The organism is Mycobacteroides chelonae, from assembly GCF_016767715.1.
In the GTDB taxonomy this organism is placed as follows: Bacteria; Actinomycetota; Actinomycetes; order Mycobacteriales; family Mycobacteriaceae; genus Mycobacterium; species Mycobacterium gwanakae.
The window spans coordinates 2,831,485-2,855,042 of the sequence record NZ_CP050145.1 but is presented as its reverse complement, the minus strand read 5'-3'; the positions used below and the strand labels follow the sequence as shown (position 1 = coordinate 2,855,042).

23 protein-coding genes are annotated in these 23,558 nt (G+C 64.4%); 19 read left to right on the top strand and 4 right to left on the bottom strand.

The genetic code is table 11. The annotated features are described in order from the left end of the window. Window positions 1-31 precede the first annotated feature (31 nt). The 4 genes from adh (at window position 32) to eutC (ending at window position 5,241) form a co-directional block, all read left to right on the top strand. Complete coding sequence (adh, locus tag HBA99_RS14005) at window positions 32-1,555, top strand: aldehyde dehydrogenase (RefSeq protein ID WP_070952586.1); 1,524 nt, start codon at window positions 32-34, stop codon at window positions 1,553-1,555. A gap of 76 nt (window positions 1,556-1,631) precedes the next feature. Beyond that, the gene (gene eat, locus HBA99_RS14000; protein ID WP_070952585.1) at window positions 1,632-3,059 is read left to right on the top strand and encodes an ethanolamine permease; all 1,428 of its coding nucleotides are present in this window, start codon (window positions 1,632-1,634) and stop codon (window positions 3,057-3,059) included. After that, window positions 3,056-4,468 carry an ethanolamine ammonia-lyase subunit EutB gene (locus tag HBA99_RS13995; RefSeq protein WP_070952584.1) on the top strand — a complete coding sequence of 471 codons (1,413 nt, stop codon included), beginning with the start codon at window positions 3,056-3,058 and terminating at the stop codon, window positions 4,466-4,468. The genes eat and HBA99_RS13995 overlap by 4 nt, the downstream gene beginning before the upstream one ends. Further along, the gene (gene eutC, locus HBA99_RS13990) at window positions 4,468-5,241 is read left to right on the top strand and encodes an ethanolamine ammonia-lyase subunit EutC (RefSeq protein ID WP_070952583.1); all 774 of its coding nucleotides are present in this window, start codon (window positions 4,468-4,470) and stop codon (window positions 5,239-5,241) included. Before HBA99_RS13995 ends, eutC begins: the two co-directional genes overlap by 1 nt. A gap of 9 nt (window positions 5,242-5,250) precedes the next feature. Here eutC and HBA99_RS13985 read toward each other — a convergent pair whose 3' ends face one another. From HBA99_RS13985 to HBA99_RS13975, 3 genes are read right to left on the bottom strand one after another with little or no spacing between them, the layout of a single operon-like run. Beyond that, a complete protein-coding gene (locus HBA99_RS13985) occupies window positions 5,251-7,194 on the bottom strand; it encodes a gamma-glutamyltransferase family protein (protein ID WP_109494443.1) in 1,944 nt (647 codons plus the stop codon). Between the two features lie 19 nt (window positions 7,195-7,213). Then, window positions 7,214-7,846: a hypothetical protein gene (locus HBA99_RS13980; RefSeq protein ID WP_030093507.1), complete on the bottom strand. Its 633-nt coding sequence runs from the start codon at window positions 7,844-7,846 to the stop codon at window positions 7,214-7,216. 18 nt (window positions 7,847-7,864) lie between these two features. Beyond that, a complete protein-coding gene (locus tag HBA99_RS13975) occupies window positions 7,865-8,179 on the bottom strand; it encodes a hypothetical protein (protein WP_057967980.1) in 315 nt (104 codons plus the stop codon). A gap of 269 nt (window positions 8,180-8,448) precedes the next feature. On the opposite strand from HBA99_RS13975, the gene HBA99_RS13970 reads away from it, so the two are divergent. The 10 genes from HBA99_RS13970 to tpiA all read left to right on the top strand — a co-directional run bounded on the left by HBA99_RS13970 (window position 8,449) and on the right by tpiA (window position 18,604). Continuing rightward, complete coding sequence (locus tag HBA99_RS13970) at window positions 8,449-8,775, top strand: heme-binding protein (protein WP_030093505.1); 327 nt, start codon at window positions 8,449-8,451, stop codon at window positions 8,773-8,775. A 12-nt stretch (window positions 8,776-8,787) separates the two neighbouring features. Continuing rightward, a complete protein-coding gene (locus tag HBA99_RS13965) occupies window positions 8,788-9,024 on the top strand; it encodes a hypothetical protein (RefSeq protein WP_131822834.1) in 237 nt (78 codons plus the stop codon). A 63-nt stretch (window positions 9,025-9,087) separates the two neighbouring features. Then, complete coding sequence (gene uvrC, locus HBA99_RS13960) at window positions 9,088-11,163, top strand: excinuclease ABC subunit UvrC (RefSeq protein ID WP_070952580.1); 2,076 nt, start codon at window positions 9,088-9,090, stop codon at window positions 11,161-11,163. Beyond that, window positions 11,135-12,049, top strand: coding sequence for an RNase adapter RapZ (gene rapZ, locus HBA99_RS13955; protein ID WP_057965939.1), 915 nt, complete (start codon window positions 11,135-11,137; stop codon window positions 12,047-12,049). The genes uvrC and rapZ overlap by 29 nt, the downstream gene beginning before the upstream one ends. Next, window positions 12,046-13,122 (top strand): gluconeogenesis factor YvcK family protein, encoded by a 1,077-nt coding sequence (locus HBA99_RS13950; protein ID WP_046253867.1) that lies wholly within the window; start codon window positions 12,046-12,048, stop codon window positions 13,120-13,122. Before rapZ ends, HBA99_RS13950 begins: the two co-directional genes overlap by 4 nt. Further along, entirely contained in the window at window positions 13,119-14,096 is a 978-nt protein-coding gene (gene whiA, locus HBA99_RS13945; RefSeq protein ID WP_030093500.1) for a DNA-binding protein WhiA, read from the top strand. The genes HBA99_RS13950 and whiA overlap by 4 nt, the downstream gene beginning before the upstream one ends. Window positions 14,097-14,275: 179 nt before the next feature. Beyond that, the gene (locus HBA99_RS13940; RefSeq protein WP_030093499.1) at window positions 14,276-15,499 is read left to right on the top strand and encodes an MFS transporter; all 1,224 of its coding nucleotides are present in this window, start codon (window positions 14,276-14,278) and stop codon (window positions 15,497-15,499) included. A 56-nt stretch (window positions 15,500-15,555) separates the two neighbouring features. Further along, window positions 15,556-16,578 (top strand): type I glyceraldehyde-3-phosphate dehydrogenase, encoded by a 1,023-nt coding sequence (gene gap / locus HBA99_RS13935; RefSeq protein ID WP_030093498.1) that lies wholly within the window; start codon window positions 15,556-15,558, stop codon window positions 16,576-16,578. A 2-nt stretch (window positions 16,579-16,580) separates the two neighbouring features. After that, window positions 16,581-17,807, top strand: coding sequence for a phosphoglycerate kinase (locus HBA99_RS13930; protein WP_030093497.1), 1,227 nt, complete (start codon window positions 16,581-16,583; stop codon window positions 17,805-17,807). Window positions 17,808-17,818: 11 nt separating this feature from the next. After that, entirely contained in the window at window positions 17,819-18,604 is a 786-nt protein-coding gene (gene tpiA / locus HBA99_RS13925) for a triose-phosphate isomerase (protein WP_057967983.1), read from the top strand. A 1-nt stretch (window position 18,605) separates the two neighbouring features. Here the strand turns inward: tpiA and HBA99_RS13920 are convergent, their stop codons facing one another. Beyond that, window positions 18,606-20,276 (bottom strand): DUF2207 domain-containing protein, encoded by a 1,671-nt coding sequence (locus HBA99_RS13920; protein ID WP_070952579.1) that lies wholly within the window; start codon window positions 20,274-20,276, stop codon window positions 18,606-18,608. 78 nt (window positions 20,277-20,354) lie between these two features. Here HBA99_RS13920 and HBA99_RS13915 point away from each other — a divergent pair, with 78 nt between their 5' ends. The 5 genes from HBA99_RS13915 (at window position 20,355) to HBA99_RS13895 (ending at window position 23,531) form a co-directional block, all read left to right on the top strand. Next, window positions 20,355-21,524 (top strand): neutral zinc metallopeptidase, encoded by a 1,170-nt coding sequence (locus HBA99_RS13915; protein ID WP_070952578.1) that lies wholly within the window; start codon window positions 20,355-20,357, stop codon window positions 21,522-21,524. 49 nt (window positions 21,525-21,573) lie between these two features. Beyond that, window positions 21,574-21,810, top strand: a complete 237-nt coding sequence (gene secG / locus HBA99_RS13910) for a preprotein translocase subunit SecG (RefSeq protein ID WP_030093493.1) — start codon at window positions 21,574-21,576, stop codon at window positions 21,808-21,810. A gap of 266 nt (window positions 21,811-22,076) precedes the next feature. Next, on the top strand, window positions 22,077-22,463 hold the full coding sequence (locus HBA99_RS13905; RefSeq protein WP_030093492.1) for a hypothetical protein: 387 nt from the start codon (window positions 22,077-22,079) through the stop codon (window positions 22,461-22,463). After that, window positions 22,460-22,795 carry a hypothetical protein gene (locus HBA99_RS13900; RefSeq protein WP_030093491.1) on the top strand — a complete coding sequence of 112 codons (336 nt, stop codon included), beginning with the start codon at window positions 22,460-22,462 and terminating at the stop codon, window positions 22,793-22,795. The genes HBA99_RS13905 and HBA99_RS13900 overlap by 4 nt, the downstream gene beginning before the upstream one ends. Continuing rightward, window positions 22,782-23,531 (top strand): hypothetical protein, encoded by a 750-nt coding sequence (locus HBA99_RS13895; RefSeq protein WP_030093490.1) that lies wholly within the window; start codon window positions 22,782-22,784, stop codon window positions 23,529-23,531. Before HBA99_RS13900 ends, HBA99_RS13895 begins: the two co-directional genes overlap by 14 nt. Window positions 23,532-23,558: the final 27 nt, after the last annotated feature.

Here is a 23,558-nt window from a genome sequence, read left to right as displayed (position 1 = left end):
ACATGTGATGTCTTGAAGGTAGGAGAACGCCGTGACTGTTTACGCCCGCCCGGGTGCGCCGGGATCGCTGATGACTTTCGCATCCCGCTACGAGAATTTCATTGGTGGGCAATGGGTTCCCCCGGCCGAGGGCCGATACTTCGAGAATCGCACGCCGGTGACGGGGGAGGTGTTCTGCGAGATACCGCGTTCCGGTGAGGCCGATGTGGAGAACGCTCTCGATGCCGCACACGCCGCGGCTCCGGGCTGGGGTAAGACCTCGCCGGCCGATCGTGCGCTCATCCTCAACAGGATTGCCGACCGGATGGAATCCAACCTGCAGTCCATCGCCGTGGCCGAGTCGTGGGACAACGGCAAGCCCGTCCGGGAAACCCTGAACGCAGACATCCCGTTGGCCATCGATCATTTCCGGTACTTCGCCGGTGTCCTTAGGGCGCAAGAGGGTTCACTCTCGCAGATCGACGAGGACACTGTCGCCTACCACTTCCACGAGCCACTCGGCGTGGTCGGGCAGATCATCCCGTGGAACTTCCCGCTGCTGATGGCGAGTTGGAAACTCGCCCCGGCCATCGCCGCGGGCAACACGGTGGTGCTCAAGCCCGCCGAACAAACCCCGGCGTCCATCCTGTACCTGTTCTCTCTCATCGGTGATCTTCTGCCTCCCGGTGTGGTGAACATCGTCAACGGGTTCGGGGTGGAGGCGGGTAAGCCACTGGCATCCAGCAGCCGGATCGCCAAGATAGCCTTCACCGGCGAAACCAGCACCGGCCGGCTGATCATGCAGTACGCCAGCCAGAACCTGATTCCGGTCACCCTGGAGCTCGGTGGCAAGAGCCCCAACCTCTTCTTCTCCGACGTGATGGTCGCCGGTGACGATTTCCAGGACAAGGCCCTGGAAGGGTTCACGATGTTCGCGTTCAACCAGGGTGAGGTGTGCACCTGTCCTTCGCGGAGCCTGATACAGGCCGACATCTTCGATGAGTTCCTGGAGCTGGCCGCCATCCGTACCAAGGCCATCCGCCAGGGTGATCCGCTGGACACCGAGACGATGATGGGGGCGCAGGCCTCCCACGAGCAGCTCGAAAAGATCATGTCGTACATCGACATCGGCAAATCCGAAGGGGCACGGCTGGTTACCGGTGGTGAGCGGGCCGAGCTCGGGGGCGATCTGTCGGGCGGTTACTACGTGACACCCACGGTCTTCGCCGGCACGAACTCGATGCGGATCTTCCAGGAGGAGATTTTCGGGCCGGTGCTGGCAGTGACCTCGTTCGCCGACTATGACGATGCCATCGCCATCGCCAACGACACTCCCTACGGGCTGGGCGCGGGAGTGTGGAGCCGCGACGGCAACATCGCCTACCGCGCCGGGCGTGACATCAAGGCGGGTCGCGTGTGGACCAACTGCTACCACCAGTACCCCGCGCACGCGGCCTTCGGTGGCTACAAGCGGTCCGGAATCGGCCGGGAGAACCACAAGATGATGCTTGACCACTATCAGCAGACCAAGAACCTGCTGGTGTCCTACAGCTCCAAGGCGCAGGGATTCTTCTGACCATCGCCATCGGCGATATCACCCGAAAGCGACGTCATCCCACTGAATTGATCTGCGGAGAGCAAGGAAACGATATATGGCGACCACCAAGCATGGCCTAGTCGAGGAGCACCTCGAGAGCGCGGACTATCTGCGTAAGCGTCAACTCAAATCGGGGAGCGCGGGCTGGCTGCTGCTGGCCGGCCTCGGGGTGAGTTATGTGGTGTCCGGCGATTATTCGGGCTGGAACTTCGGGCTGAGCCAAGGCGGCTTCGGTGGACTGGCGATCGCCACCGTAGTGATCGCCGGTATGTACCTGGCGCTGGTGCTGGGCATGGCGGAGCTGTCTTCGGCACTGCCGACGGCAGGGGGCGGCTATACCTTTGCGCGCCGGGCTCTCGGTCCGTGGGGTGGATTTGCCACCGGCACAGCAATTCTCATCGAGTACTCGATCGCCCCGGCGGCCATCGCCACCTTCATCGGCGCATACGTCCAGTCGTTGGGGCTGTTCGGCATCACCAATGGGTGGTGGGTCTACCTGGCCGCCTATGCCGTCTTCATCGGGATTCATCTGTCGGGCGTCGGTGAAGCGCTGAAGGTGATGTTCGCCATCACCGTGATTGCATTGGTGGGCCTGCTGATCTTCGCGGTCGCCGCCGCCGGTCATTTCGACATCCACAACCTGACCAACATCGTGGTGGATGAAGGTGCCGCGGGAGCGTCGAGTGTCCTGCCGCATGGCTACCTGGGAATCTGGGCTGCCATCCCGTTCGCCATTTGGTTCTTCCTCGCCGTGGAGGGTGTTCCGCTGGCGGCCGAGGAGACGGCGAACCCGGAACGCAATGTGCCGCGGGGGATCATCGCAGCGATCGGCGTGCTCCTGGTGACTTGTGCGATCGCGCTGGTGCTGACCACCGGTGCCGGTGGCGCGGAACAGATGTCGGATTCAGGTAATCCGCTCGTCGAGGCGCTCGGCCACGGTACCGCCGCCAAGTTGGTCAACTACATCGGGTTGGCCGGACTCATCGCGAGCTTCTTCTCGATCATCTACGCATACTCGCGTCAGCTGTTCGCACTGTCCCGTGCCGGCTATTTGCCGACGGTTCTGTCGGTGACCAACTCCCGTAAGGCCCCGACACTGGCACTGATAGTCCCCGGCATCATCGGATTCGCACTGTCGCTGACGGGGCACGGCGACCTGCTGCTGAATATGGCGGTCTTCGGTGCTGCCCTGAGTTACGTGCTGATGATGGTCAGCCACATTGTGCTGCGGGTGCGTGAGCCGAACATGCCGCGCCCGTACCGCACTCCGGGCGGCATTGCCACCACCGGCTTCGCCCTGGTCGTCGCGGTGCTGGCGGTCATCGCTACGTTCCTCGTGAACCCGGTGGCGGCGGGCCTGTGTCTGGCCGTGTTCGCAGCGTTCATGGTGTATTTCGCGCTCTATAGCCGCCACCGCCTGGTGGCGAATTCGCCCGACGAGGAGTTCGCGATGCTGGTGGAGGCCGAAAGCGAGCTCACGTGAAGTACCGGCAACAGATCGCGGGGGTGAGCTACACCTTCGACGGGCTCGTGGATGTGATGGCCAAGGCGACGCCGCTGCGATCGGGTGATCAGCTGGCTGGCTGCGCGGCGGATTCTGATGCCGAACGGGCAGCCGCGGCATGGGTTCTCGCGGACCTGCCACTCGACACTTTTCTCAACGAAGCGGTGGTGCCCTACGAAACCGATGAGGTGACCCGGCTGATTATCGACAGCCACGATCGTCGCGCGTACTCGGACATCTCGCATCTGACGGTAGGCGGCTTTCGGGATTGGTTGCTGCAGAGTGCTTCCCGCGACGACGGCGCTCAGCGCATCGCTGCCGTGTCTGCCGGGGTAACCCCGGAGATGGCGGCGGCGGTCAGCAAGATCATGCGCAATCAAGACCTGGTCGCGGTCGGGTCGGCGATGCGGGTGAGCGCGGCTTTCCGCACCACGGTGGGTGGCGTGGGCACGCTGGCCACCCGGCTACAACCGAATCACCCCACCGACGATCCCCGGGGTGTCGCCGCAGCCGTGCTCGATGGGCTGCTTCTGGGGTGCGGTGACGCGGTGATCGGTATCAACCCGGCGACCGATTCGCCGGAAGCCACCTCGGAGCTGCTTCATCTGCTGGACTCCATCAGATCGCGCTACGACATTCCGACCCAGTCATGCGTCCTGTCACACATCACCACCACCATCGGATTGATCGAGCGGGGCGCGCCGGTAGATCTGACGTTCCAATCGATCGCCGGCACCGAGGGCGCCAATTCTGCTTTCGGAGTGAACATTGCGTTGCTGCGTGAAGGTCGCGATGCGACCCGGGCGCTGCGGCGCGGGACCGTCGGTGACAACGTCATGTACCTCGAAACCGGGCAGGGTTCGGCGCTGAGCTCCCAGGCCCACCTGGGTACCGGCGACAAACCTGTCGATCAGCAGACCCTCGAAACGCGCGCCTACGCAGTGGCCCGCGATCTGGAGCCATTCCTGGTCAACACCGTTGTCGGATTCATCGGGCCGGAATACCTCTACGACGGAAAGCAGATCATCCGCGCCGGATTGGAGGACCATTTCTGCGGCAAGCTGCTTGGTCTGCCGATGGGTGTCGATGTTTGTTACACCAACCACGCAGAGGCCGATCAGAACGACATGGACACACTGCTGATCCTGCTTGCCGCGGCCGGGGTGGCATTCGTCATCACTGTTCCCGGTGCCGACGATGTGATGCTCGGCTACCAGAGTCTGTCGTTTCATGATGTCCTGCAAGCGCGCCGGACGCTGGGCCTGCGTCCGGCACCCGAGTTCGAACAGTGGCTGCGTGCCATCGGAATGGTCGACGAAGCCGGCGCTCTCACTCCCTTTGACGTGATGAGCTCGCCGTTGCGTGCGCTGACGGCATCGGGTGCCTGATGACGACAGGTGATGTTGCCCGCCAAAAGTTTTGGAAAGAACTGAGGGTGAACACCCAGGCCCGGATCGGTCTGGACCGGGCGGGCAATGCGCTGCACACGCGGGATGTGCTGGACTTGGCCGCCGCGCACGCGGTCGCCCGCGATGCGGTCCACGTGCCCCTAGATACCAAGCGTCTCACCGCCGAAGTCGGTGGTATAGGACTGGGGACGCCCACGGTGGTCACCAGTCAAGTGAGTTCGCGTGCAGAGTATTTACGCAGACCCGACCTCGGGCGGTTGCCGGCGGACTTGTCGTCGGTGCCGCGGGAAGGCGCCGATATCGGCTTCGTGCTGGCCGATGGTCTGTCACCCACGGCCCTCATGCGCCACGGCGTCCCGCTGCTGTGCGAACTCGTTCTGCAGCTTGGCGTTTCCTACAGCCTGGCCGCACCCGTGATCGCCACGCAGTCCCGGGTGGCGCTGGGCGATCACATCGCCGCGCAGGGGCGGTACCGCACGCTGATTGTGATCATTGGCGAGCGCCCGGGCCTCAGCGTTGTCGACAGTCTCGGCATCTATCTCACGCATCTGCCGCGCCCGGGTTGTACCGATGCCGACCGCAATTGCATTTCCAATATCCACCCGCCGGACGGGCTGAGTTACCGGGAGGCCGCACACATCGCGGCGAGTCTGGTCGGTGGCGCGCGCCGGTTGGGCCGTTCTGGCGTGTCGCTCAAGGACACTTCGCGCGCGGGCGTGATCGACGGGGCCGGGCAGGGCGAGTTGGGCTGATCTGGGTGCTCACCCTGTGTCACCCATGACGAGGCCCTCACGGCGCGGATCCGCACCACCGATCCACCCCTGACCTCGTCGCACCAGCGCCGACAGCCCACTGGACTGGTCGGCGACATCGACAGTGTGTCCGCGACTGCGCAGCCCTTGGACCAGTGGATCATCGGAGCCGTTGTTGTGCGCGTCGATGTTGGGGTGTTCTCCACCGATATTTGTCTTGCGTGAATTGTTGGCGCCGAAGTCCACCATGGAAACCGCCTGTTGCGGGTCGAGTCCCCAATCCAAAATGCCGACAAGGGTTTTCACCACGAATTGGATGATCACCGCACCGCCCGGAGAACCCAGCGCCAGCAGCAGGGCGCCACGCTTGCCGGACTCCGCACGTTCGAAGACCAGGGTGGGGGCCATGGAGCTGCGCGGCCGTTTCCCTGGTTGTAGCCGGTTGGCAATGGGAAGCCCGTCCTTGCCCACGGGCTCGGCGGAGAAGTCGGTGAGCTGATTGTTGAGGATGAAGCCGTCGACCATGTGGAAGGAGCCGAATGCGGATTCCACTGTGGTGGTGAGCGATGCGGCATTGCCTCGCCTATCGACGACCGTCACCTGGCTGGTGCCGTGTTCGGGAGTGGACACCGCCGCAGAGGCTGGAACGTTGAATTCGCCGGGCCTGGCGGTGCCCATCGTCCTCTCGCCGGAGATCAGCCTGGCACGTGCGCTGAGATAGTTCGGGTTGAGCAGGGTGTTGGGTGAATTACCCGGCAGTGCCACGAAATCGGTGTCGGCGACGTACTTGTCGCGATCGGCGTAGGCCAGCCGCTCGGCCTCCGCAATGTAGTGCACTCCGTCCACCGTGGGTCTGCCGCCGTCCAGGTCGACGTCGGTGGGGCGGTAGGAGGCCATCGGAAAGTTCTGCAGGATGCCCAGGGTGGCGGCGACGGCGATGCCACCCGAGGATGGTGCCGGCATGCCGCAGATTTCGTGATCGCGGTATGTGGTGCAGAGGGATTCACGGCGCTTGGCCGTGTACCCGGAGAGATCGGCCGTCGTCATCAGGCTCGGGGTGCGGCCGGACGAGGTATCTGCTGCCGCCGCGACGATGTCCTCGGCGATGGCGCCCCGGTAGAACGCCTCAGGTCCGTCGGTGGCCACCGCGCCGAGGGTTTTCGCGTAAGCCGGATTGGTCAGCCTGGTCCCCGCGGATTTCGCTGATCCGTCGGGGTTGAGAAAGTACGTGCCCGCCTCGGGATCGATGGCAAGGCCGGCCGCCGAGTCGCTGATGGCGGCGGCGAGGCGCGGGCTGATCTCGAAACCTTCGTCGGCCAATTGAACTGCCGGTGTGAACAAATCGCGCCATGAAACGGTGCCATGCGCGGAATGGGCGTCGTGGAGTAAACGAAGGATGCCGGGAACCCCGATGGACCGGCCCGATGATCGGGCATCGGGCATGGGCTTGGCTCTGTTGGCGTCATCGATCCAGCGCAGATAATTTTCGGTGGCGGCCGCGGGAGCCACCTCGCGGCCGTCGTATGTCTCGACGGCGCCGGTCTTGGCGTCGTAGTAGACGAGGAAACCTCCGCCACCGATCCCGGAGGATTGTGGCTCGACGAGCCCGAGGACGGCTTGTGCGGTGATCAATGCGTCAGCCGCGGAGCCGCCGTCGCGTAGCACCCGACAGGCCGCCTGGGTGGCCAGCGGGTTGGCCGTCGCGACGGCAAAGCTGGCAGTGCGAACGGCCGTCATGCCCGTGCGATAGCCGGTCGCGACCTCGGGGTTGGTGGAGATATCGCGTTCCCCGGAGGGACCCGCGGTGGCGGTGTTCGTGACGGGAACGCCGTTGGTGACGATGCTGCACGGCTCGGATCCGGCGCCCGGACGCATTGCGTGGTCGGTCGAGCAGCCGACCGTCACGAGTGCGGCGAGGGCGAGGACGGCTAGCGGTCGTGGTGGAATCCTCACAGTTCCATGACGTTAGCGGCTACCGCGTGAGATCCACCGGGTGGTAGGAGAAACCGATTTCGACGGGCGTGTTGGTGAGTTCAGAACTTCGGGCGGACAGCACCGACTGGCCATCGGGATCGATCGTGACGGTCAGCGGGATCGCGGTGCCCTTGCTGTTGGTTACTGCCGGGGATGCGAACATCCCGACCAGCAGTGGCGGCTGATCCGGACCAGCATCGGATTCGATCAGCAGCGTGGTGTCATGACGCACCCAGTGTGTGCCCGCGGGAAGCGCGAGGTGCAGGTTGTAGTCGAACGAGTCGGAAGGGTTCTTCTTCACGATGGTGAAGTACTCGCCGCCGTCGACAAGGGGGGTCACCGTGAAGTCGGTGTCGGCAGACCGATAGGTCGCCTCTCCGTCGGGGCCCCATTCGGCGGGCATGAGGGGTGCGCTGTCGGGCAGGTGGATTGTCAGCAGCTCGCCGGGTTTACCGGTCCTGACCTTGATGCCCTCCTGCGCGAAGACGGGAAGTATCGCTGTGCGCGTGGCAGCTTCAGAATTCGGTGCGGGTGCCGGGGTGTCGGGATCGGCCGCGGCGATCGCGGGTGACAAGGCGATCCCGCTCATCGTCAGCAATGCGGTGGCCAGGGAACTAATGCCGAACTTCATTCAATTCGTCCTTCTGTGTCAGCACGCCAGCGTGACGTGGGCGACCTTGGTGGAGACTGGAACTGATGTCGGCCTGTTGCGCATATCACGCGCGCTGGCGACGTTGGAAACCGGCGATTGCTGATTGACGGATTGGACGGTGCAGTTATCTGGATGACCGGATCCGATTCTCGTCACGGTGACGCGATAGCCGCTGGCCTGCAGGCTGTTGATCACCGCATCGGCGTCGTTCGACGGTCGGGCCTGCGCGTGAATCGCCGTCGCCAGAGAAAAGCTGGAAGCCGCTACGAGCAGGACGGGTATGAATCCACCAGGCAATCTACGCACCGTCATGAAGCCCTCACCTTGTAGTTGATTCTCTTTTCAGGCTAGCCGATCACACGCGCCGCGTCTGGAAGCCCGTGATTCTGAGCTGCGTTAAGTGCGGGGCCCAGCCTGGTCGGGTGCGGATACGTGCCGGGTTGTCGCATGAACAGCAATCCAACGATTGAGCCTGATCAAGTAAACAGCTACCCATCAATGGGTTAACAACGTTAGCTCGATGCATACTGTTGTTTATGCGAATAGCCGTGGCGAAGGTGATGTCTGGATACGTGTCGTCGATGCTTATCGGGGGTGTATTTCTTTGTAATATTGCTCACGCAGACCCAAGTGCCGAACCGCCCGACTGCTCGGCTGCTGACTTAGCGGGGATTGTGGCGGGGGTTTCCGCCTCGGAATCGGTCTATCTGCACACGCACCCTGACGTGAATGACTTCTTGTCCGGTTTGAAGGGCAAAAATGCTAAGGAAATTCGTACTGAACTGCGGCAGTACATGAGCTCACACCCGGATGTAAAACAAGATCTTCAGGATATTCGTCGGCCACTCACCGATTTCAAGAGCAGGTGCAGTGCCGAGTCGCTTGAATCAGTCGGCGATTCGGAATAGGGGGCAATGGCGATGCGCAGTGTTGCATTTATCACTGGCCTCCTGAAGCGAGGATCCATCATCGGAATGGCCGCATTGGCGTTGTTTGCCACTGCAAGTCTGAACGTTGCGCACGCGGACATTCCGCCGTGCGCCCCGCACGAAGACCCCGAGCACTATCGATGCAAGAACTACGCGGACGATCCATTTGGCGTGTGGGAGTCCGAGGTTGAGCAGGAGCTGCTGGGGATTCCTTGGTCCGACCACTGACGGGCCGGGCCGGACGTGCTCTGCTCGCCAGGGTTAGTCGGACTCCGCGACTAGCCTGGATACGTGCCTGATCCCTCGACCTATCGACCGGCTCCCGGCTCGATACCCGTCGAGCCGGGGGTCTATCGATTCCGTGATCCGCACGGACGGGTCATCTACGTGGGCAAGGCCAAGAGCCTTCGTAGCCGGCTCACCTCGTACTTCGCCGATGTCGCCAGTCTGCATCCGCGTACCCGGCAGATGGTCACCACTGCGGGCAGCGTGGAGTGGACCGTGGTGGGCACTGAGGTCGAAGCGCTGCAGCTCGAGTACAACTGGATCAAGGAATTCGATCCGCGCTTCAATGTGCGCTACCGCGACGACAAGTCGTATCCGGTGCTCGCCGTCACGCTCAACGAGGAGTACCCGCGGCTGTTCGTCTATCGCGGGCCTCGCCGTAAGGGCGTGCGTTACTTCGGCCCGTACTCGCATGCGTGGGCGATCAGGGAGACGCTCGACTTGCTTACCCGGGTCTTCCCGGCCCGCACCTGCTCTAACGGAGTGTTCAAGCGGCACAAACAGATTGACCGCCCCTGCTTGCTGGGATACATCGAGAAATGTTCGGCGCCCTGCATCGGGCGGGTGAGCGCCGAAGAGCACCGGGAGATCGTTCTCGATTTCTGCGACTTCCTCTCTGGCAAGACGGATCGTCTGGCCCGGGACATGGAACGTGAAATGAACCACGCGGCTAAGGAACTCAATTTCGAGCGGGCGGCGCGGCTGCGCGACAACATTTCTGCCTTGCAGCGTGCACTGGAGCGACAGACTGTTGTGTTCGGAGATGGCACCGACGCCGATGTGGTGGCCTTCGCCGACGACGAGCTGGAAGCCGCGGTGCAGGTGTTCCATGTGCGTGGTGGGCGGGTTCGCGGCCAACGTGGCTGGATTGTCGAAAAGTCGGGGGACCCGGGCGATTCCGATCTTGAGGGACTCGTCGAACAGTTCCTCACTCAGTTTTACGGCGACCAGGCCGATCTCGCTTATGTCGCCGACACGGATGCCGACGTGGCCCCGGTGCCGCGTGAGGTTCTCGTGCCGGTGCTGCCGCGTGATGCCGAGGGCATGACCTCTTGGTTGACCGGTCTACGGGGTTCCCGGGTCTCATTGCGGGTACCGCAGCGTGGCGACAAAAAGGCGCTCGCCGAGACGGTGGAGCGCAATGCCAAAGAGGCCCTGTCGCAGCACAAGCTCAAGCGCGCAGGCGATCTCACCACAAGGTCGGCGGCGTTGCAGGAGCTTCAGGATGCGCTCGGCCTGGAGCAGGCGCCGCTGCGCATCGAGTGCATCGACATCAGCCATGTCCAGGGCACCGACGTGGTGGCTTCGCTGGTGGTCTTCGAGGATGGGCTGTCCCGCCGGTCGGACTACCGCCACTACAGCATCAGGGAGGCTGCCGGGGATGGGCGCTCCGACGACGTCGGGTCCATTGCGGAGGTGACGCGGCGCCGATTCGCCCGGCACGTGCAGGATCAGCAGGTTCACGGTGACAGTGGTGCGGTATTGGACGTCGCCGGCGTTGCGGCTCCGGTATTGGACGTCGCCGGCGTTGCGGCTCCGGAAGGCAGGTCGAGGAAGTTCGCCTATCCGCCCAACCTTTTCGTCGTCGATGGGGGCGCGCCCCAGGTCAACGCGGCCGCTGCCGAACTGAGCGAGCTGGGTGTCACCGATGTCGCGGTCATTGGATTGGCCAAGCGCCTCGAGGAGGTGTGGGTGCCGGGTGAGCCGGATCCGGTGATTCTGCCGAGGACGAGTGAGGCGTTGTATCTGCTGCAGCGTGTTCGCGACGAGGCGCACCGATTCGCCATCACGTTCCATCGCAGCAAGAGGTCCCGGCGGATGACCGCCTCGGTGCTCGATGGCATACCGGGGCTGGGGGAGGCGCGCCGGGCCGCGCTCGTCTCGCACTTCGGTTCGGTGGCGCAGCTCAAGAAGGCCAGCGTCGAGGAGATCACCGCGGTTCCGGGCATCGGTGCGGCCACCGCACTGGCGGTACGTGAGGCGCTCGTTGGTCCAGTCAATTCGGAGGCGACTTCCGGTGCAACCGAAGCACCACTGCCCGCCATGGTCGAAAATGGAGTCGATGACAATCGATCCTCTTAGCGTGGCCAGCGGACCCGCGAACGCCGATATCGACGTCGTCCTGGTCACGGGCCTATCGGGCGCGGGACGCGGCACCACCGCCAAGGTGCTCGAAGACCTGGGATGGTATGTCGCCGATAACCTGCCGCCCGAATTGATCACCCGGATGGTGGACCTGGGTCTTGCCGCGGGTTCACGCATCACGCAGCTTGCGGTGGTGATGGATGTCCGCTCCCGGGGCTTCACCGGCGATCTGGAATCGGTGCGTGCCGACCTGGCCACCCGGGGGATCAGCCCACGTGTGCTTTTCCTGGAGGCATCCGACGAGAGCCTGGTGCGCCGCTACGAACAGAACCGGCGCAGTCACCCGCTGCAGGGCGGTCAGACCCTTGCCGAGGGCATCGCCGCCGAACGCACGTTGCTCTCACCCATCCGGGCCTCGGCGGATCTGGTCATCGACACATCGTCGTTGCCCGTGCCCGCACTACGTGCCGCTATCGAGCGTGCCTTCAGCACCGAGACGGTCGCACATCTGAGCGTCACCGTGGAATCTTTCGGATTCAAATATGGGCTACCGATGGATGCCGATATGGTCGTCGACGTCCGATTTCTACCGAACCCACACTGGGTTGACGAGCTGCGACCGCATACCGGTCAGCATCCGTCGGTGAGCCAGTACGTATTGAGCCAACCCGGCGCGGACGAGTTCCTGGACACCTACCATCGGCTGCTGAACCTCGTCATCGACGGTTACCGGCGAGAGGGAAAGCGCTACATGACAATCGCGGTTGGCTGTACCGGCGGCAAGCATCGCAGTGTCGCGATCACCGAGGCCCTGGCCGCTTCCTTTGCCCCCGATGAAGACCTGTCGGTGCGGGTATTGCACCGCGACTTGGGGCGCGAATGAACCCCGGCATCGACCAGCCGTTCACGCGCCGCGAACCCCGGATCGTTGCCCTCGGTGGTGGCCACGGTCTGTACGCCACACTTTCGGCGGCGCGACGGCTCACCCATGACATCACCGCCGTGGTCACGGTGTCCGATGACGGCGGCTCGTCCGGGCGAATTCGTTCCGAGCTCGGGATCGTGCCACCCGGCGATCTGCGCATGGCGTTAGCGGCGCTCGCCTCCGACAGCCCGCGCGGGCGCATGTGGGCCACGGCCATCCAGCACCGCCTGGGCGGCAATGGCGGGCTGGCGGGGCACCCGATCGGCAACCTGATCCTGGCCGGGCTCACCGACATGCTCGCCGATCCGGTCTCCGCGCTCGACGAGATGGGCCGCATGCTCGGCATCACCGGCCGGGTGCTGCCGATGTGCCCGATTCCGTTGCAGATCGAGGCCGACGTATCCGGTCTGGAGTCCGACCCGCGGATGAGCCGGGTGATCCGCGGGCAGGTGGCGCTGGCGACTACCCCCGGCAAGGTGCGCCGCGTACGGATGCATCCGGGCAACCCGCCGGCCACCCGGCAGGCCGTGGAGGCCATCATGGCCGCCGACCTGGTGGTTTTAGGGCCCGGGTCCTGGTTCACCAGTGTCATCCCGCATGTCCTGGTGCCCGAACTTTTCGCTGCTTTGCAGCAGACCCAGGCCCGCAAGGCCCTGATCCTGAATCTGGCACCGGAGCCGGGCGAGACGGCGGGCTTTTCCGCGGAGCGTCATTTGCACGTACTCTCGCAACACGCGCCCGAGTTCGGTGTACACGACATCGTCGTCGAATCCGCATCCGCAGATGACACCGAACGCGACCACTTGACCAGGGCAGCCGCCCTGTTCAATGCGCACGTTCAGTTCGCTGACGTCTCGCGCCCTGGTACACATTTACATGACCCTGCGAAACTGTCGGCGGTCTTGGATCGAGTACGAACGGGTAGCGCGGCCGCGGCCGCGGGAACAGATGCCGAATCCACGGTGCGCCTGGCAGCGGGGGGCGGGAGCACGCAGCATGGAATTCAGAGAGGGGACACCCCGTGGCGATGACCGCCGAGGTCAAAGACGAACTGAGCCGCCTGGTGGTGACTCAGGTCAGTAGCCGCCGCGCCGAGGTCGCGTCGCTGCTGCGGTTCGCCGGCGGACTGCATATCGTCAGCGGCCGGGTTGTCGTCGAGGCAGAAGTCGACCAGGGCAGCATCGCGCGGCGTCTCCGCAAGGACATCTTTGATCTGTACGGCTACAACGCCGTGGTGCACGTGTTGTCCGCGGGCGGCATCCGCAAGACCACTCGTTATGTGGTCCGCGTCGCCAAGGACGGAGAAGCGTTGGCGCGGCAGACCGGTCTGCTCGATCTGCGGGGGCGCCCGGTGCGCGGGCTGCCGGCACAGGTGGTCGGCGGCAGCGTGGCCGATGCTGAGGCCGCCTGGCGTGGCGCGTTCCTGGCACACGGCTCGCTGACAGAACCCGGCCGGTCCTCGGCGCTGGAGGTCAGCTGCCCGGGACCGGAGGCCGCGCTGGCCCTGGTGGGTGCGGCCCGACGGCTCGGCGTGAGCGCGAAGGCGCGTGAGGTGCGGGGCAGTGATCGGGTGGTGGTTCGCGATGGCGAGGCCATCGGTGCCTTGCTCACCCGGATGGGCGCGCAGGACACCCGACTGACGTGGGAAGAACGCCGGATGCGCCGCGAAGTGCGAGCAACGGCGAACAGGCTCGCGAATTTCGACGACGCGAACCTGCGCAGGTCCGCGCGTGCTGCGGTCGCTGCGGCTGCGCGCGTGGAGCGTGCCCTGGAAATCCTTGGCGACACAGTGCCCGACCATCTCGCGGCCGCCGGAAAGCTGCGCGTTGAGCACCGGCAGGCATCACTTGAGGAGCTGGGCCGCCTCGCCGATCCGGTGATGACCAAAGATGCTGTCGCGGGCCGTATTCGGCGATTGCTTTCGATGGCCGACCGCAAGGCCAAGACCGACGGTATCCCCGATACCGAGTCCGCGGTGACCCCGGAGCTGCTCGAAGAGGCGTAACAAGTCCCCTCACGCCGAGCGAAAACCGATGGCGAATTGTCGGAGCGCTTTCGTACCCTGAATCGGTGGACTTCGCTAAGCAGGTGAAAACCGAAGCGGTCCTTGGGGAAATGCCCGAGGACTCTTCGGGCGAAGAGCCACACCATCAGAGCACCGGACTCCCGCGCGCACTGCGTCCGCTGCGGCATCGCGACTATCGACTGCTGACTCTGGGCCTGGCGGTGACCCTGCTGGGCAATGGCATGTGGACGGTGGCGCTTGTCTGGCAGGTCATCCGAATGGGACTCGGGCCGGCGCAGGTGGCCATCGTCGGCACCACCTTCAGCGTGGGTCTACTGATCAGCGTGCTGCCCGCCGGTGTCGCCGCTGATCGACTGCCCAAGTTGTGGGTGATGCGGTGCTCGCTGGCCGTGCAGACGGTGCTGATGTTCACCACCGCGACGCTCGCGCTGACGGGTGCCGCCCACATCTGGCATCTGGCGCTCAACTCACTGTTGTTCGGGATCGCCGAGGGTTTCTACATCCCGGCCTACACCGCGTTGTTGCCGAGTTTGTTGCCCGCCGATGAGCTGTTGGCGGCCAACGGAATCGAAGGTGTGCTGCGGCCCGTGATGCAGCTCGCGGCCGGTCCCGCGGTCAGTGCCGCCATCGTCAGCGTGTGGTCACCGGGTGGGGCGTTCCTCTTGGAGGGTGCGCTGGTGGCGGCGGGTCTGGGCTGTCTGCTGCTGGTTCGGCACACCCACGAGCCGGCCGCCGCGCCCGATGTACGTCAGCATCCCGTGCGCCGTGCGCTGGCCGATTTGGCGGAGGGGTTCCGCTACATGGTGCGCACCACGTGGTTCTTCGCCACGCTGCTGTTCGCGATCGGTTATGTGCTGGTGGTCGTCGGGCCCATCGAGATTCTGCTGCCGTTCGTCATCCGGGACCACGGCGGAGACCCAGGCACACATGCCACGGTGCTGGCGTTGTTCGGTCTGGCTGGCGCGGCCGGGTCCTTCATCGTGTCGTCACTGCCTCTGGCCCGCCGGTACCTGACGGTGATGATCCTGATGTGGGGAGCGGGGTCCTTGCCCCTGCTGCTCATCGGGTTCACCGGACGCGTCTGGATGATCGCCCTCGCCATGATCATCGTGGGCGGCACCATGCAGGCGGCCAACGTCATCTGGGGCACCCTGATGCAGCGTCGCGTGCCCGAGGAGATGCTCGGCCGCGCGGCCAGCATGGACTTCTTCGTGTCCCTCGTCGGCCTGCCTGCCTCGTTCGCACTGGTGGTTCCGGTGGCGCACATCATCGGCAACACCACGGTGTTCGTCATCGCTGGCGTGGCGCCGCTGGTGTTGGCGGTCATCGCCCATATCGTCGCGCGACTGGGCCGGGACGAAATGGCTCACCCCCTGGGCTAATGTGAGTGCCGATAACGGGTACACCACAGATCAAACAGACTAAGAGGGAGCGCTACGTGACTGTCCGGGTAGGCGTAAACGGGTTTGGCCGGATCGGCCGGAACTTCTTTCGGGCACTGGACGCGCAGAAGGCTCAAGGGATCAACACCGACATCGAGATTGTCGCGGTCAACGACCTGACCGATAACGCCACCCTGGCCCACCTGCTGAAATTCGACTCCATTCTGGGGCGGCTGCCGTACGACGTCAGCCTGGAGGGCGACGACACCATCGTGGTCGGCGACCACAAGATCAAGGCCCTCGAGGTCCGCGAAGGCCCGGCGGCGCTGCCGTGGGGCGACCTGGGTGTCGACGTCGTCGTCGAATCGACCGGCATCTTCACCAAGCGTGAGAAGGCGCAGGGCCACCTGGACGCCGGTGCCAAGAAGGTCATCATCTCCGCGCCCGCCAGCGACGAGGACATCACCATCGTGCTGGGCGTCAACGACGACAAGTACGACGGCAGCCAGAACATCATCTCCAACGCCTCGTGCACCACGAACTGCCTCGGACCGCTGGCCAAGGTGCTCAACGACGAGTTCGGCATCGTCAAGGGCCTGATGACCACCATCCACGCCTACACCCAGGACCAGAACCTGCAGGACGGCCCGCACAGCGACCTGCGCCGTGCCCGCGCCGCCGCGCTGAACATCGTGCCGACCTCGACCGGTGCCGCCAAGGCCATCGGTCTGGTGCTGCCCGAGCTCAAGGGCAAGCTCGACGGTTACGCCCTGCGTGTGCCGATCCCCACCGGTTCGGCGACCGACCTCACCGTGGAACTCGCCAAGGCCGCGAGCGCCGACGAGATCAACGCCGCCATGAAGGCCGCCGCGGAGGGTAAGCTCAAGGGCATCCTGAAGTACTACGACGCGCCGATCGTGTCCTCGGACATCGTCACCGACCCGCACAGCTCGATCTTCGACGCGGGATTGACCAAGGTGATCGACAACCAGGCCAAGGTGGTCTCCTGGTACGACAACGAGTGGGGTTACTCGAACCGCCTCGTCGACCTGGTCGGCCTGGTCGGCAAGTCGCTGTAACGATGGCGATCAAGTCCCTCAACGACCTGCTGGCCGAGGGAGTTTCGGGCAAGGGCGTGCTGGTCCGGTCGGACCTGAACGTCCCGCTCGACGACAATCTCAACATCACCGACCCCGGTCGCATCGTGGCCTCGGTCCCGACCATCCGCGCGCTCGCGGGTGCCGGGGCCAAGGTCATCGTCACCGCGCACCTGGGCCGCCCGGACGGTGCGCCGGACCCCAAGCTGTCCCTGGCTCCGGTCGGTGCGGCGCTCAGTGAACTGCTGGGGCAGCACGTGCAGGTGGCCGGCGACGTTGTCGGGACGGATGCGCTGGCGCGTGCCGAAGGCCTGACCGACGGTGACGTGCTGCTGCTGGAGAACATCCGGTTCGATCCGCGTGAGACCAGCAAGGATGACGCGCAGCGACGAGCGCTCGCCCAGGAGCTCGCCGAATTGGTCGGCGGCCCAACGGGTACCGATGGTGCGTTCGTCTCCGATGGATTCGGCGTGGTGCATCGCAAGCAGGCCTCCGTCTACGACGTGGCGACACTGCTGCCGCATTACGCGGGTGGTCTGGTGGCCGCCGAGGTGGAAGTTCTGCGCGTGCTCACGGCCAGCACCGAGCGCCCGTATGCGGTGGTGCTCGGCGGGTCCAAGGTCTCCGACAAGCTGGCCGTCATCGAATCGTTGGCCACCAAGGCCGACAGCCTGGTGATAGGTGGCGGGATGTGCTTCACCTTCCTGGCCGCGCAGGGGTTGCCGGTGGGCAAGTCGCTGGTGCAGCCGGAGATGGTCGATACGTGCAAGCGGCTGCTGGATACCTATGCCGACGTGATTCACCTGCCGATGGACATCGTGGCAGCGGACGAGTTCGCCGCCGATTCACCCTCGGAAATCGTTGCTGCAGACGCTATCCCGGACGGCAAGATGGGTCTGGATATCGGGCCCGAGTCGGTGAAGCGGTTCACGGCCGTGCTGTCGAACGCCAAGACCATCTTCTGGAATGGTCCGATGGGTGTCTTCGAGTTCCCGGCTTTCGCCGCGGGTACTCGAGGGGTGGCCGAGGCGATCATCGCGGCCACCGAGAAGGGTGCGTTCAGCGTGGTCGGAGGCGGTGATTCGGCGGCCGCGGTGCGTGCGCTGGATCTGCCGGACGACGGCTTTTCGCACATCTCCACCGGTGGTGGCGCATCCCTGGAATACCTTGAGGGCAAGACGCTTCCGGGTATCGACGTTCTCGAAAGCTAGAGGAGCATCGCATGTCGCGTAAGCCGTTGATCGCTGGCAACTGGAAGATGAACCTCAATCACTTCGAGGCCATCGCCCTGGTGCAGAAGATCGCGTTCTCGTTGCCGGACAAGTATTTCGACAAGGTGGATGTGACGGTCATTCCGCCGTTCACCGACATCCGCAGCGTGCAGACTCTGGTCGACGGGGACAAGCTGCGGTTGACCTACGGCGCACAGGACCTGTCGGTACACGACTCGGGTGCCTACACCGGCGAGATCAGCGGTGCATTTCTGGCCAAACTGGGCGTCACGTACGTTGTGGTCGGGCATTCCGAGCGTCGTCAGTACCACGCCGAGGACGATGCGCTGGTCGCCGCCAAGGCGGCTGCGGCCCTCAAACACGGTCTGACGCCCATCGTCTGCATCGGAGAAGCCCTGGACATCCGCGAAGCGGGCGACCACGTGCAATACAACGTGGACTCGTTACGGGGATCGCTGGCCGGGCTTACCTCCGAGCAGGTTGAGAAGGTCGTCGTCGCCTACGAGCCGGTGTGGGCGATCGGCACCGGCCGGGTGGCCAGTGCCGCCGACGCTCAGGAAGTGTGTGCGGCGATCCGGGCCGAGTTGGCGCAGATTGCCAACGCCGACGTGGCAGCGTCTGTGCGAGTGCTGTATGGCGGCTCGGCCAATGCCAAGAACGTGGGCGAATTGGTTGCGCAGGAAGATGTGGACGGCGCTCTGGTGGGCGGCGCCTCGTTGGATGGCGAGCAGTTCGCCCAGATGTCGGCGATCGCGGCGGGCGGCCCGCTGCTCTAACTCAGTTCTGCGGCAGGTTCTGTAGGTGCGCGCCGCGCGCCAACACGCCGTCCAGAATGGTGAGGAAGGTCGGCAGATTCGCGGTGATGTTCGCCGTGGTTTTGTTGAGTTCTTCGGAAGTCGTTTCGTACCAATCGATTCCGGGTGAGCCGTCTGCGGCGGTATCGAGTGTTTCCATGGCTTTGAGCCATGCGTCGAGCTGCCCCAGGACCACAGCGTAGGGCGCCGCCCGGGTGAGGATGAGCTCCCGGTCGGTGGGCTCCAAGTCCTCCATGTTGAGCTCACCCAAGTAGCGGCGCAGCGCGGCCACATGCGCTACCAGTAGCCGGCCACGAGCCGTCCGCACCGGAAGTAGCATTCCGGCCAGTGCGAAGACGGCTCCTACGCCGCATACCGCCACACCGATCATGGCGCTGCCGACGCTCAGCGCCAGGGCGACCGTGATCACGAGACCGCCGAGTAGCACGCCGATCCCGCAACGGGTAAGGGAGCCAACGTGTTCTGGCGAACGGCGGAACCACCGATTGCGCTGGGCGTCGGCATACATCGTGTCGGAGATGCCGCCAAGATCCAGCCGGGAATCCGGTGTCTGGAAGCTAGATACGAAGACCGTCTCGGTGCCTTGGGGGAGCAGGATATTCAGCAGCTGGGTCTCGTATGTGGTCAGTAGGCCATCCATCGGAGCGCGATGGGATATCTGCCAATCGAGCTGTGCACCGGGGCCGTCTGTTTCGGCGATCCAGAGGTATCCGCGCACCGCGAGGTCGACGATCGTCGCGGTGAGGTCCACAGCGTCGACACGCAGATCGACAACGGTGCCAACCTGTCCCGGTAGGACACCGTCCGGTGCTGCGAATCGTGCCCCCTTGTCATCGTGCACGAGGGGATCGGCCAAGGCGATGGCCATTTCGGCGGCCCGTGAATCACGACGGCGCGCGGTAATCACCCAGCCGGCTAGCGCGATCGCAGTGCCACCGAGCCCTGTGAGCGCGGTGATCGACGACCTCGTCAGCGCGAACGGCCCCGACGCCCCGGGGATTGTTGTGAAGGTGGCGCTGGCCGGGACCGTACCGGCCGGCAGCATGACACTGAAGACGACGACAGAATCCGGTGGGAGTTCGTTCTGCTGAAGCCGGATTACCCCGGTGTGATCGACCTGCGCTGAGGTACAACGTATTTGAAAACCTGGTGCGCCCACGGAGCATTCGGGAGAGCTGGGTTTGGTGCTCGGGGACACGAACGAGGCCGTGACGTTTCGCAGTCCCGAGTCCCATCCGGAGGCTACGGGCCACAACACCTGTTGCCGATCACCGATGTCGGTGACAGCGCCGCGCACCGTGTAGCTGATCGTGGCCGGGCCGTGAGCGACGGCGGTCAACGCGTTACCGTCCGAGATCGCCTGGGCGGCACCGGTAGTGGCTACCTGGTCGACTTCGAAATGCTGTACCCGATTGCCTTCGACGGCCGTGTCGAGCAGCAGGCGACGTTGCAGCACGTGGTCCTTGGCAGGCGTGATGGTTTCGGTGATGTGCAGCGTGCCGTCCTCGGCCAGGTTCATGGCGACCGCCACGGTGCCGGCGGGATCGTCTGCGCGCGCAGGCGTCGCCGCGACCAGCCATCCGGTACCGAGCGTTAAACAGATCAACAGCCGCAACACCGCCCCGCGAATCATCTCTCCCACGGCGGTAACCCTAGGTCAGGGTCGATATGCTGGCGCGCATTCACCGAAGGTGTTCAGGGGGCGGACCACATGGGGCAGCAGCCGTATTACCAATCCAGGCCGGTGCCCGGCTGGGGTACACCATTACCGCCGCCCGCGCAGGCTCCGATGGCGCCACCTCCGCGTGGATGGCGTCCACCGCCCGTTGCGCCATTGCCGGGATACCCTGCGCCTCAACCGCGGCCCGCCTACCCAGTGCCACCGGTGCGTCCGGTATATCTGCCGCCGACCGGATACGGACCGCGGCCGGGTGCGCACGGTGGGTCTCACACCGGCCTGATCGTCGCCGGCGTAGTTTGCGCTCTGGTTGTCGCTTTCGTGCTGGGCACGATGGCGGTATGGGCACTGCGTCCGAATAGAGACCGTTCGATGCGAGCCACAACCACGTGGCAGTACCCCTCGACCACAGTTCGCAGTACCGCCGTGTGGACCTCATCGTCGACGAGGCCCACCACGGCACCGGCGCCCCCGCCGCCTCCTGGCCCCAAGCCGGTGTTCGCGCTCGGCAACAATCCGTTATTTCGGAATCAGGACGCGGGATTCACGAATGCGCCGTGCTCCACGAGCACATGGCCGTTCGACATCCCGCACGCCGACGCCTTCTACCGCGACCTTCGCGGGTGCATGGATCCGGAGTGGCGGCGGCTGCTTGACGGGCACAGCCTGCCGTGGTCGTCGCCGGGGTTGGTAGTGGCGGGAGACTATGTGGATTCGCCCTGTGGAGGCGAATATTTCGGAAGGGAGAGGGCCGCCTTTTACTGCCCCTCGAACAACACCATCTACATGTCGATCGTGGGTGTGCCTCCGGGCAGGTATGGGAATCATGACGGTATCTACCTGGCTGTTTACGCCCACGAGTATGGGCACCATGCGCAGGAGCTCAGCGGGATGTGGGATGAGTACTGGCGCCAGCGCCGCGCTGCCGGAGTCGATTCACCGCTGGGACTTGAGCTCTCCCGACGACTGGAACTGCAGGCCCAGTGCTTCTCGGGAATGTTCCTTGGCTCCCGACGTGGTGGCACCATCACTCAGCAGGAACTCGACCTGGCCTGGAATGACCAGGATCGCGGAGACGGACAGCAGCCGACGCGTGACCACGGTTCCAACCAGCACGCCGAGGCATGGTGGCGGCATGGTTCGCTCAAGAATCGGCTGTGGGAATGCAATACCTGGCTGGCCGATAGTTCGGCGGTGAGCTGAACGGAGTCCCTGCGCAGGTGAGCGGAACCGAGCCGGTAGGCTACCCACCATGGAATTGGCGTTGCAGATCATCCTGGTGATCACGAGCTTGCTCGTGGTCTTGCTGGTGCTGTTGCACCGTGCGAAGGGCGGTGGTCTGTCCACGCTGTTCGGTGGTGGCGTGCAGTCGAGCCTCTCCGGTTCAACCGTGGTGGAGAAGAACCTGGACCGGCTCACCTACTTCGTCACTGCTATTTGGGTGATCTCGATCATCGGCGTCGGGCTGGAGATCAAGCTCGGCGGATAGCGGAACGACGTTTTACCGGCAGCGGACTACTCCACAGGTAGTCCGCTGTTTTGTCTCTGCGGTAGATATTCTCGCTGGTAGTTGATGTTTCATCTATTTGCCGAGAAATTTCTTCAAAATTCATGGAACCGATTCATGTCCTCGGACCATCAATCTCTATGTATGGCACAGAAGTCGACGAGTGCCATCAGCGGTCGGTGGACCGGGGACGCGGAGGGGACGTTCCCGTTTCACCGGCCGCACCCCCAGGAAAGGAGCCCCTCGACATGTCGGAGTGCCGTGGTGACCCTCGCCAATGGATCCGTGAGTACCAGGATCGCCTGGAGGTTCTTGGGCAACGCGCCCAGTACGTGCAGCAGACCGTGGGCCTGGTTCGCGGCCACGCCAAGGATGATGTGGGAGTCGCGGTGACCGTTGGGTCCGGCGGCCGCATCGAGGCGCTGGATCTCGATGAGTCCACACTGTCGATGGACGCGCGAGATCTGTCGGCAATCATCACCAGGACTATCGCCGCGGCACAGGTCAATGCGGCCAGCCAGATCCACAGCACGTTGCATGACCTCACCGGTGACGGACCGGCCATGGACTACGTCAAGGGCTACCTGGACGGGGGGCACCTTGGGGAGGGTGAACATCTGGGACCGTCCACATGAGCAATGAGCCGGGCGGGACCTTCCACTTTGACCGCGATGTGGTGTTGCACGAGGCGGCGAACCTCGAGAGCGCCGGGGAGTCCGTGCGGTACTTGCTCGAGCATCACGGCGAGGGGCTCGGCGATCAGGACCTGGGGTCTGTGTCGTCGGATTTCGTGATGTCGGTGCGGGGAAGCATCGATGAGCTGTCTGACGCGGTCCGCACGCTCGGCGATGTCATCGTGGAGACGGGACAGCGCCTTCACGATCAAGCTCGGCAGATCGCCGAGGCGGAGGACCAGACTGTCGCCGCGATGACGAAGATTGGTGAAGGGTTCGGTGGACACCCTTGATGCCGAGCTGAAACCGCTCACTCGCCTCTATGACGCCGGATTGGGCTTCCTGGTCGAGCATGTGCAGTTCCTGGAAGAACCGCTCAATGCGATGCGGGGTGACCCCGTCGCGGCGTCCGCCGAAGCCACCTTCTGGCGCTATTGCATTGCCGATGTCACCAATGTGCAACAGGAACTGTCGGCGGTGCTCAGTGCGCTGGGCGACGGTCACAGCGGGGCGGCCGCAACAGGATTCGGTGAGGCGGCAGGTGCTCTCGATGACGCTTTGCAGGAGCTGCGCCTCGTCGCGGCGAATGTCAATCAGCGCATCAACGTCGTGACGGACCTGGTCACGCATACCCGGAGCATGCTCGGGCAATGGGTGGAAGGGTATGTGGACGACGTCATTACCGAGTTCACGGCGGCCCGGGCGGCCTCACCCATCACCCAGGGCGGCAGCGTGGCGACCACGATCGCCTCCGCCGTGGCGGATGCCTCCGAGCTTGGAAACAAGATGGGCCGCACGCTGTCGCAGCTCTTGGACCGTCTTGACGAGCATGCGGCAGCGATCCGGGATGCGGTGGCGGAGTTCGCGATCAGTGTGCAGCGTCTGAAAACGCCCGCGCCAGGACCCGCCGTCGCACCCTCGCCGGGTGCGCCAGCTCAGCTGTCTGCTCCGACATCGGCCCAGGCGGCGCATGGCCTGTCCGTAGACCCGGACGCGCTCTTCGCCGCGGGACAGGGCAACGAGAACTAGACCGCCACGCACAGGGTGTAGGCCGAT